An 8,294-nucleotide genomic window follows, 5' to 3' on the forward strand; every position below is an offset into this window, starting at 1 on the left:
TGCTATCATTCTTATACAAAGTTTTTGGTAGGTATGCTATTTTGTTGAGGCGTTTTCCAAGGGCAGCTCTAAATAACTTAAAACAGCCCGTGCAATTTACACGGGCTGGGAAATGGGGTAAGCATACAAGAGGTGTAAGTAAGGATACAGAACATCTTTTGGCCTTGATCTGTTGTTATCGTACAAAACACTAGCCCTTTAAACAATCGACCAATGGATCAAATTTATCTTTCCTACTTTCGTATGTCCGGCTGTCAAAAGAAGGGGTGGTTGATTTTTCGTACTTTTTTAGAAAAAATGATTGCAATGATATCAATGATATCATATAATGGAGTTAACCAAGTAACAGATCCAGCAAAGAGGTGTAACGAATGGCGCGTAAACAAAGAATCATCGTTGATTTGGACCCTGAACAGTTGAAATGGGTGGAAAAGCAAAAGCTACAGCAATCTTTAGAGAGGGGTAAGCAAATTAGCAGGAATCGCTTCATTGCGGAAGCCTTGGAAAAATACAAGATCTTTCTCAAACATAAGGAAGGGTTAAAAAAAGCATTGGATTCTACTCAAGATGCATTTGGGTACTTTTTAGCTCATGGGGAAACTGAACTGGCTTTAAAAATGGAAGAAGCTCAGTCCGAATTGGACGCTTTACTTAATCTGCCGTTATTTATTCTTTATGAAGAAGAGGATAAGGAGTAAGTGTTTACAGATTTTCCGTTAGCTGACTAAATAAACTGCACAGTCTAAAAACATTTTGAAAGGGATGATACATAGTGAAATGTCGATTCTGTGGTGAAGAACTGTACTGTGAATATGAAGAATGGATCGGTGGACACCAAGGCTGTATCGAGGAAATGAGATACTATGAGGAATTAGAAAAGGAGAAGGCGCTTCGAACAGTAACAGCGACCATCGTGGTACAAGGAAAAGGTAGCACAGCTTGGCGGGGTAATGCCGAAAATGCCTATGAAAAGATTGTCGAGATGATCGAAAGCGTACTAAACATTCCCGGAGAAACAGAAATCGCCTTTTTCTCCCTTGTCGTAGAAGATGCTGGCGGAAGTGCTACTGGCGGTCACCCGGAGGAAATTTTAGCTTTGGCACGGCTGGACATGCAGAGGTTAGGTTTATACCAAGTGGAACAAACTCACTAAACCTTGGCTCACAAAAGCGAAGTTTTGTTCGGAGGTGTTGGGATGGATCAGAATGAATTGTATGAGGCCATTCGGCGTTATCGGGAGATATTGAGCAAACCGAAGGAAGAATACACGGATGACGATCTAGATTTTATGTGGAATACAATTCAAAACCCGACATTCCAGACTTTTTTAGATTCTCTCGATGGGAAACGCGAATAAGCCGACAAAACAAACTTTTGAAACGGGGAGAAATGAGCATGAACAGTAAATGGAAAGTATCGTTGTTGAGAAAGGCGAATTATGAGGAGAGCACTTATTTGGAAAAGTATCCCCAAATCGCTTGGAGTATTAGTTATTCTATCGAAAACAGACACTTTCACACTTTGTATTATGATCGTGACATGAATCTCCTTTGTAAGTTAAGTACTTACGATAGAGGAGATATTACGGTACTAACAGATAAAGACGAATTCGATGAGCATGATTGGGAAACGATCAAAGAGATAGAGAAACAGGTTTTAATCTAAATCGAAATCGTTGGGTCAAAATAAAAATTTGAGGAGGTTGTACGGATGTGGACTAAAGCACAGGTGGATCACTTGATTCGGTTTTATCAGTTTGTGGATGGAGAACGGGAAAATGTTCCCTTAGAAGTGAAGGAATTGCCGCCAGCATACCAGGATGACGAAGACGAGGTCGAATAACGTAATCGACGTTTCGGGAGGGGGTAAATTACCCCCTCCAATTTCGGATAAGCGTAACTGTTTCGGAAGCTAGAGAATAAGCTAGTTTGGGATTAAATATGATTTTAACGAATACATCGCCATTCTGCTGAAAGCCGTCCAAACTGGGCGGCTTTCTTCTGTTTATTTTAGTCCCCTAACAAACACCCTCAACATAAAAAACAAACCCCGTCACTGGCCTCCAATTGGCTCTGACGGGGTGTTTTTTAGTCTGTTTTAATCTCCTCGAAAAGTTCATCCAAGCATTTCAACCCGAGTGCATCCCGTAGCGCGAACAAGTTCGGAATATTAAAGTTTTCCCGCTTATCTTCACGGGAGTATCTACTTATTGCACCTTGGGGTACACCAGATTTTTGTGATAGCTCTAATTGGGTCAGTCCGGCCTCTTTCATGATTTGACCTATCTTGCATTTATATTCTGGTTTCTGTTGGCTCATCTTTTTCCCTCCTTAGCTTCATTATAAATCACCACAGGGCATTTGTAAATCGTTATTGACTAATCAATATTCATTAATGTATAATAAGATCAGAAAGGAGGTGATCGTAATGACCAAGCAAGAATGGAAGGTATATAATCGGGCGATGAAATCAGCGCGAGAGAAGGCAAAAGAGATGCCAAAAAAAGAACAACGCACCCAAGCCCCGAGTGCGCTGTTCAAAAAAATCATTGGTTCCTAAACCCAACCCAAGTATACCACACTCCCCGGCCTACGGGGTCGGGGAACTAAAAGGAGAGGATCAAAATGAAAACCCTGGAAATGCCCAACATGTGGTGAACTGATGGGCGAGCCAAGAATGCAGAGCTTTTGCGAAGACGGGGAATGGTACAACGTGCATGTGTGGGAAAATGACTGTGGGCACGTTGCAAAATACAGTAATTTAAAAATCGTTCGGGAGGGCTAATAAAATCCGAATAATGTTCTAGTGGATCCAGCTGAGTAAAGCCCAAAACCCGAATAACCACCCGTTGCAGTCAGCTGGATCCATGCCTAAAATCCGAAGATTTGGGGATAGATCAAAAGGAGGAAACCAAGTGATCCACTACAAGTGCAAATGCGGCCGAACTTGTGAGGTTGGGATTCCGGTGAAATTGATCGTCTGCGGGTGTGGCAGGCGGATGAAAAAGGCGGAGCAAGGCCGATTGCAGTTGATCTCACAAAAAAAAGAGGATCGGAAGCGATCCTCGGCCTGAATCGTCTCTAGCATTCTCATAGACAATTCTGAACAGATAGTGATAGAATAATATAAAACAAAAGAAGAAGCGACCCTGCATCCTCCGCCAAGAGAAAATGGGTCGCCTCGCACTATTCAGCTTAGGTATAGTGTACCCGATTTTATTCTATTAAGTCAACGGGGTACATTTTTCCTATCTTCCCATCAATTTAGATATAGAAATAGGTGCGGGCAAAAATCCTTTCTCTTGGTGGAAATCGGTTGCTTCTTACACCACTACACCAAGGGAGAGGATTTTTTGATGGAGAAAAAACAGCTCACTGAAGCAGAACTGAACATGAGGGCGAAAGCGTACCATGACAATCATTTCAACCATGTTCACCACGCCTATATTGACATTGCTGGTGATTTGGTGGCCGGAACGTTGCTAAGTCGGATCATCTTTTGGTTCTCGCCCAACAAAGAGGGGAAATCCAAACTGCGAGTTTTTAAAGATGGTCATTATTGGCTAGCGAAAAACCGAACAGATTGGTGGGACGAAATCAGGATCACACCCAAACAATACGACCGGGCCATTAAGGTGCTGCAACAGAAAAATCTCGTTGTCAAAAAGGTATATAAGTTCGAAAAAGATCCGACAACCCATATCCGACTGAATTTCGATCAGCTGGAGATCGAGGTTAATAAATGGATAAACGATATCAAGCAAAAAATGGTTAATGGAGAGATCGACGAGAAGGGTAGAAAAACGAATTCCCCCAAAGGTAAAAAACCAGTAGTATCAAGGGATAAGCCTGATTCTTCGGAGGAGAATGAACCAAACGCAAACGCTGAACCCCAAGAAAATCAAGAGGAAGCGCCGAACCCCTTGGGAAATCTGGTTTTTCCCCAAAAGGGAAAAACGAATTCCCCCAAAAGGGAAAAACGTAATTCCCCATCGGGAGAAAACGATTTTGACCAAAAGGGAATATCTTTAACAGGGAATACGTACAGGGAAAACATACAGGGAAAACATACAGACCACCACCACAAAGAAGAAGAAGGAAAGGTGGTGGTGGTGGTTAATTCACAAGACATCCAAAATACTCAAGATCTCATCCAGGACACATTTGGAGTAGAATTGCCCATCGAAGATACGATCCAATTTCTGAGGATTTGTAAGCAACATGGGAAGGAAATTAGCGACGTTGTGAAAGCTACATATAACTACTTTGCTAAAAAACAAGAACCGATCGAAGATCTGATGGGCGCACTGGTTCATGGAGCAAAAAAAGGTTGGAGAGAAAACATAAGTGTTACTCTTGAAAGGGAGCCTCTTACCCAAGCGGTCCGGGAGGGGATGAAGGAAGAGAGCGAAGAAAATCCAGATTGGCAAGTAGATCCCGAAGCCGAAAAACGACTAAGAAAGAAGCTGGATCAAATGAACGACACCTTGAACAAAGCAAAAAAAGCGAATCAAGGATAAAATTATCTTGGTAAGTCCAGGCAGGAACAGGGGGACGGTAAGTCCCCCATGTTTTAAATCAGTTTATACCGCTGTTCAGTTTGTATCTCAGACCCAAGCACTTGAATTTCAAACCATCCCCACGAGATGGTTAGACATCCTCTGAGACGAAGAGAATGCCGCCTGAGAGCTTCTATTTTTCCTTTTAGGTGTTCCAGGTAGCACCCGGATAATTTACACCCTGAAATCGCTAATAATTAGCTCTGTGTTTTCCGCGTCTGGCAACGATCCTAGCCACTTCCCGCTAGGCTTTTTTACCACTCTGAACATTTAGACAGATGAAAAATGTGGTAGAATAATAGATGCGTGGAGAGGCCCAGGGGCAGGGGTGACCGTCACTCCCTCTTAAGGAAGGGGGTGACAGACACAGTGTTAGGTGACGTTTTGACCATCGTGTTAATCGTCGGGGGAATCCTGACAGGGTTTAAAACCTGTTTGGAGATCCGGCAGCTCATCGACGTAAAGCATCCTAGAAAACGCCGAAAACCCCATGCCCCTAGCACGAGGATTTGGCGGTCCCGCTAGTGGTAATGGGGTTCTTCTGCTCCAGGACGGTGGCTCCGCCCTCTCGATGAAGCGTCTACAATGGCTCTGGGGTGTTGGAGCACCCTGGGGCCATTTGTAGTTTATGCTCGTTTCTTAAGATCATTCTACCCTAATTCCCAATAATCGTAAACACAGTTTTTACAATGATTGATCCCGCAACCGTTTTGCTGCTGCCCAGATCCGCTGCTGAATCTGCGGCCGATCATCCATGTGAGTAGCAATGTTCAACAGCTCATGATAGACCTGCTGGAAAACCTCAGACTGCTTCTTCCATTGGGCCTTCCAGAACACCTCTGCGCTTTCTTTTCCCATCCTTCCCCCTCCTTTTTTGTATCCATAATAACCAAACATACGTTTGGTTTTCAAACGAATTGTTCACCTGCAAACCTGGGTTTTTGTATAAGAGTAAACACATAAATAAATATACCCATATATAATGAATAAGGGCAAAATGATTTACACAAATACAGACCACCTGCCGATTAAAAAAGACCGGGATTTCCCGGTCTTTTTTATTTGTTTGTGATCGGAAATTTGAGATTCGAAGGAATGCCTAGCTCATCTAGGTATAGATTAATGGCATGATTAACAATCTCCCGTTCATACTTACCCGTTATCGCTTTTGCAAAGGCAAGGCGTTTAACGGTGGATTCAGGAAGGTCGAAGGTCTTCTTGTCTACAGCTTCACTCTTTTCTGTCTTCCTGTCTTTCTGAACACCCGTATCCCCTGGTTCCTGCACTTCTGTATTTGTGGTTTTCTGGTTACCCGAATCTACTAGTTCCTGTAATTGTGTATTTACAGGTTCCTGGTTACCCGTATCCCCTGGTTCCTGCACTTCTGTATTTGTGGTTTTCTGGTTACCCGAATATACTGGTTCCTGTAATTGTGTATTTACAGGTTTCTGGTTACCCGCATTCGCTGGTTCCTGCATTTCTGTATTTGTGGTTTTCTGGTTACCCGAATATACTGGTTCCTGTAATTGTGTATTTACAGGTTCCTGGTTACCCGTATCCCCTGGTTCCTGCTCTTTCTGGCTTTTAGGTTGGGTTTGTTTTCCCCGAGGTTGTTCTTTATTTTTCAAGAGGGCATCCAAGGCTTTCTTTTTTGACACGGTATATCAACTCCTCTACTAAATCAATATAAGGGCGAAGGGCAGCCTGATCCTTGAGACTCTCGTTTTTTATTCCGCTTAACGTAAACTCCTTTAATCTCACCCGTCTTTTGATAACGGTTGAAAAAAGTAGATCTTCATATCGCGCTTTTGCCCGATGATAGATTGCCTCGTCTAATACTGTTCGGGAGTCCATCATAGTAGTCAGAATCCCCAGAAACCGTAAGTTAGGATTTACTTGTGACTTTAACAAGTCTACCGTTTCCTCATATCGTTGCAGCGCATCATAGCAAAAAGGCTCTGGCTGGAGCAGTGCAATGGTTCCATCTGAGGCGCAGAGTCCGTTGATGGTTTCGATTCCTAGGTTGGGCGGAAGGTCGATCATTAGAAAGTCATATCGGCTTTTGATAGGCTCCAGCGTTTCTTGTAGCAAGGTTTGGGGGTTTCCATCGTAATCCACGTAAACAAACTTGGAGAATGTAGCCAAGTAATCGTCAGCAGGGAGGAGGTGAAGACGGTCGTTGATGATGTGAATATATTTGTCGGCATTCTTTTCCTCCATCGCCTGCAATACATTTTTGTCCTCAAATTCAAAAAGGCTCATCTGGGTTAAAAATTGGGTAAGGTTTCCTTGGCTATCAAAGTCAATAGCCAGAACCCTGTATCCTTTTTCAGCTAGAAGATGGGAAACAATAGCGCAGCTTGTTGTCTTACCAGATCCGCCTTTCTGAATTCCCCAAGAAATGGTAAAATTCACTCAAAACCCTCCTTTTTGGGTTTTCATATTCACTCTATTATGTATTAATGTATTTCTGTAAACCTGGGTTTCCACCTTTAAGGGGTGGTACTTTTTTATGAATCAGCCCGAAAGGCTGTTTGCGACGGACTTCCGGCGTTTTTTTATCTCCCGTTCCCGTAAACCACTACAAATATAACTAACAATAATGAATAACAGACAATTAAAAATAATAATTGACAATAACTAATAATTACTGTTATAATAACAGTGGAGGTGATAACAGTGACGGTGGATAAAGTATTGACATTGAAAGAGGCTGCGGCCTTTCTCAAGATACCCCAACAAACAATGTACAAGCTCGCCCAAGAAGGGAAGGTTCCAGGCAAGAAAGTGGGCAAGCAGTGGCGATTTCATGCGGACGTTTTGGAGAAATGGTTGAAAGGGGAGAAGGAATAAATGAAGACGGCCCAACAACCGGCGGGGGTGGCTACCAACCTGAACCCCCAGCCGATCACAGACCGTCCTGAAACAGTGTATCAAAATCCCCATTGGTTAGGAGGGGATTTGAAACAATGAAATGGTACCACGAATGGCAAAGAGCTGCAAGGAACCGATATCTAGCTGGATATTACCCTAGACACGAGCGAACTCCTAATTTTATTGTGCAGGGTCTGTATTGGATAGGATACTTTTTCGGGGATTTTGTGCCTTTAATTCTGAATCTTATTGATGCAATCTATAGCACGATCAAACGATTGCTTGCTTTTATTGCTGGTTTGTTAATAGAAGCATCCACGTTTATTGTATTGATAGGAACAATCGTCTTTAGCATTTTTCATTCAATTGAACTTTTACGCCAAGCGGGGGCAACGGGCGGTTTGGAATATGTCGGGGTGCTAATGTTTGAGGTGGTTTTTATCTCTTCGACAGCTACCCTGACCGGAATGTTGATGACGAAGAAAAAACCCCATAAAAACTTTGGTTTTGTATTCTCTATCGCGGGTTTCACTATGGGAATTCTTTTTGTTTGGTGGTCGAATATCTCGGGGATGGACTCCAGTTGGGCAGGGAAGATCATTGGTTTCTGTACTCCCGTTCTTCTGATCATCTCCGAAGGGATTCTCGCTTATCGCTACTTAGAAGACACCCGGGAGGAAGAGATCACTCCCGCTAACCGGGAGGCAGACCGGGAGGAAGAGATCACTCCCGCTAACCGGGAGGCAGACCGGGAGGAAGAGACCACTCCCGCTGACCGGGAGGCAGACCGGGAGGAAGAGACCACTCCCGCTGACCGGGAGGCAGACCGGGAGGAAGAGATCACTCCCGCTAACCGGGAGGC

The 8,294-nt window shown here is 43.5% G+C and carries 13 protein-coding genes and 1 pseudogene; 10 read left to right on the forward strand and 4 right to left on the reverse strand.

Annotated features, from left to right (window positions below; translation table 11 throughout):
* The first annotated feature begins 371 nt into the window (after positions 1–371).
* From IEW70_RS16615 to IEW70_RS18225, 5 genes are all read left to right on the forward strand, one after another.
* Positions 372–698: a hypothetical protein gene (locus IEW70_RS16615; protein ID WP_188649036.1), complete on the forward strand. Its 327-nt coding sequence runs from the start codon at positions 372–374 to the stop codon at positions 696–698.
* A gap of 74 nt (positions 699–772) precedes the next feature.
* Positions 773–1,153: a hypothetical protein gene (locus IEW70_RS16620; RefSeq protein ID WP_188649037.1), complete on the forward strand. Its 381-nt coding sequence runs from the start codon at positions 773–775 to the stop codon at positions 1,151–1,153.
* 42 nt (positions 1,154–1,195) lie between these two features.
* Positions 1,196–1,357, forward strand: a complete 162-nt coding sequence (locus tag IEW70_RS16625) for a hypothetical protein (protein WP_188649038.1) — start codon at positions 1,196–1,198, stop codon at positions 1,355–1,357.
* Positions 1,358–1,395: 38 nt separating this feature from the next.
* Positions 1,396–1,665 (forward strand): hypothetical protein, encoded by a 270-nt coding sequence (locus tag IEW70_RS16630; RefSeq protein ID WP_188649039.1) that lies wholly within the window; start codon positions 1,396–1,398, stop codon positions 1,663–1,665.
* Positions 1,666–1,710: 45 nt separating this feature from the next.
* Positions 1,711–1,842: a hypothetical protein gene (locus IEW70_RS18225; RefSeq protein ID WP_268234909.1), complete on the forward strand. Its 132-nt coding sequence runs from the start codon at positions 1,711–1,713 to the stop codon at positions 1,840–1,842.
* Between the two features lie 245 nt (positions 1,843–2,087).
* Here the strand turns inward: IEW70_RS18225 and IEW70_RS16635 are convergent, their stop codons facing one another.
* Positions 2,088–2,318: a helix-turn-helix domain-containing protein gene (locus IEW70_RS16635; RefSeq protein WP_188649040.1), complete on the reverse strand. Its 231-nt coding sequence runs from the start codon at positions 2,316–2,318 to the stop codon at positions 2,088–2,090.
* Positions 2,319–2,427: 109 nt separating this feature from the next.
* Here IEW70_RS16635 and IEW70_RS18230 point away from each other — a divergent pair, with 109 nt between their 5' ends.
* From IEW70_RS18230 to IEW70_RS16645, 3 genes are all read left to right on the forward strand, one after another.
* Positions 2,428–2,559, forward strand: a complete 132-nt coding sequence (locus tag IEW70_RS18230; RefSeq protein WP_268234910.1) for a hypothetical protein — start codon at positions 2,428–2,430, stop codon at positions 2,557–2,559.
* Between the two features lie 355 nt (positions 2,560–2,914).
* The gene (locus IEW70_RS16640) at positions 2,915–3,073 is read left to right on the forward strand and encodes a hypothetical protein (protein ID WP_188649041.1); all 159 of its coding nucleotides are present in this window, start codon (positions 2,915–2,917) and stop codon (positions 3,071–3,073) included.
* A gap of 282 nt (positions 3,074–3,355) precedes the next feature.
* Positions 3,356–4,519, forward strand: a complete 1,164-nt coding sequence (locus tag IEW70_RS16645; protein ID WP_188649042.1) for a hypothetical protein — start codon at positions 3,356–3,358, stop codon at positions 4,517–4,519.
* Positions 4,520–5,242: 723 nt separating this feature from the next.
* Here IEW70_RS16645 and IEW70_RS16650 read toward each other — a convergent pair.
* The 3 genes from IEW70_RS16650 to IEW70_RS16660 form a co-directional block, all read right to left on the reverse strand.
* Positions 5,243–5,416 carry a hypothetical protein gene (locus tag IEW70_RS16650; RefSeq protein ID WP_188649043.1) on the reverse strand — a complete coding sequence of 58 codons (174 nt, stop codon included), beginning with the start codon at positions 5,414–5,416 and terminating at the stop codon, positions 5,243–5,245.
* 200 nt (positions 5,417–5,616) lie between these two features.
* Positions 5,617–6,216 carry a hypothetical protein gene (locus tag IEW70_RS16655; RefSeq protein ID WP_188649044.1) on the reverse strand — a complete coding sequence of 200 codons (600 nt, stop codon included), beginning with the start codon at positions 6,214–6,216 and terminating at the stop codon, positions 5,617–5,619.
* Positions 6,176–6,973 (reverse strand): ParA family protein, encoded by a 798-nt coding sequence (locus IEW70_RS16660; protein WP_188649045.1) that lies wholly within the window; start codon positions 6,971–6,973, stop codon positions 6,176–6,178. Before IEW70_RS16660 ends, IEW70_RS16655 begins: the two co-directional genes overlap by 41 nt.
* Before the next feature lie 264 nt (positions 6,974–7,237).
* Between IEW70_RS16660 and IEW70_RS16665 the strand changes: the two genes are divergently transcribed.
* Together IEW70_RS16665 and IEW70_RS16670 are read left to right on the forward strand one after the other, a co-directional pair.
* Positions 7,238–7,411 (forward strand): helix-turn-helix domain-containing protein, encoded by a 174-nt coding sequence (locus IEW70_RS16665; RefSeq protein WP_229752052.1) that lies wholly within the window; start codon positions 7,238–7,240, stop codon positions 7,409–7,411.
* A 437-nt stretch (positions 7,412–7,848) separates the two neighbouring features.
* Positions 7,849–8,294 (forward strand): annotated as a pseudogene (locus tag IEW70_RS16670) (hypothetical protein); the annotation flags it as partial.

The sequence above is a fragment of the Marinithermofilum abyssi genome (genome assembly GCF_014641195.1).
In the GTDB taxonomy this organism is placed as follows: domain Bacteria; phylum Bacillota; class Bacilli; order Thermoactinomycetales; family DSM-45169; genus Marinithermofilum; species Marinithermofilum abyssi.

Excerpts from the sequence above, each read along its gene's own strand:
- IEW70_RS18225 (WP_268234909.1), top strand. The coding sequence starts at position 1,711 with ATGTGGACTAAAGCACAGGTGGATCACTTGATTCGGTTTTATCAGTTT.
- IEW70_RS16630 (WP_188649039.1), top strand. The coding sequence starts at position 1,396 with ATGAACAGTAAATGGAAAGTATCGTTGTTGAGAAAGGCGAATTATGAG.
- IEW70_RS16635 (WP_188649040.1), bottom strand. The coding sequence starts at position 2,318 with ATGAGCCAACAGAAACCAGAATATAAATGCAAGATAGGTCAAATCATG.
- IEW70_RS16645 (WP_188649042.1), top strand. The coding sequence starts at position 3,356 with ATGGAGAAAAAACAGCTCACTGAAGCAGAACTGAACATGAGGGCGAAA.
- IEW70_RS16615 (WP_188649036.1), top strand. The coding sequence starts at position 372 with ATGGCGCGTAAACAAAGAATCATCGTTGATTTGGACCCTGAACAGTTG.
- IEW70_RS18230 (WP_268234910.1), top strand. The coding sequence starts at position 2,428 with ATGACCAAGCAAGAATGGAAGGTATATAATCGGGCGATGAAATCAGCG.
- IEW70_RS16625 (WP_188649038.1), top strand. The coding sequence starts at position 1,196 with ATGGATCAGAATGAATTGTATGAGGCCATTCGGCGTTATCGGGAGATA.
- IEW70_RS16650 (WP_188649043.1), bottom strand. The coding sequence starts at position 5,416 with ATGGGAAAAGAAAGCGCAGAGGTGTTCTGGAAGGCCCAATGGAAGAAG.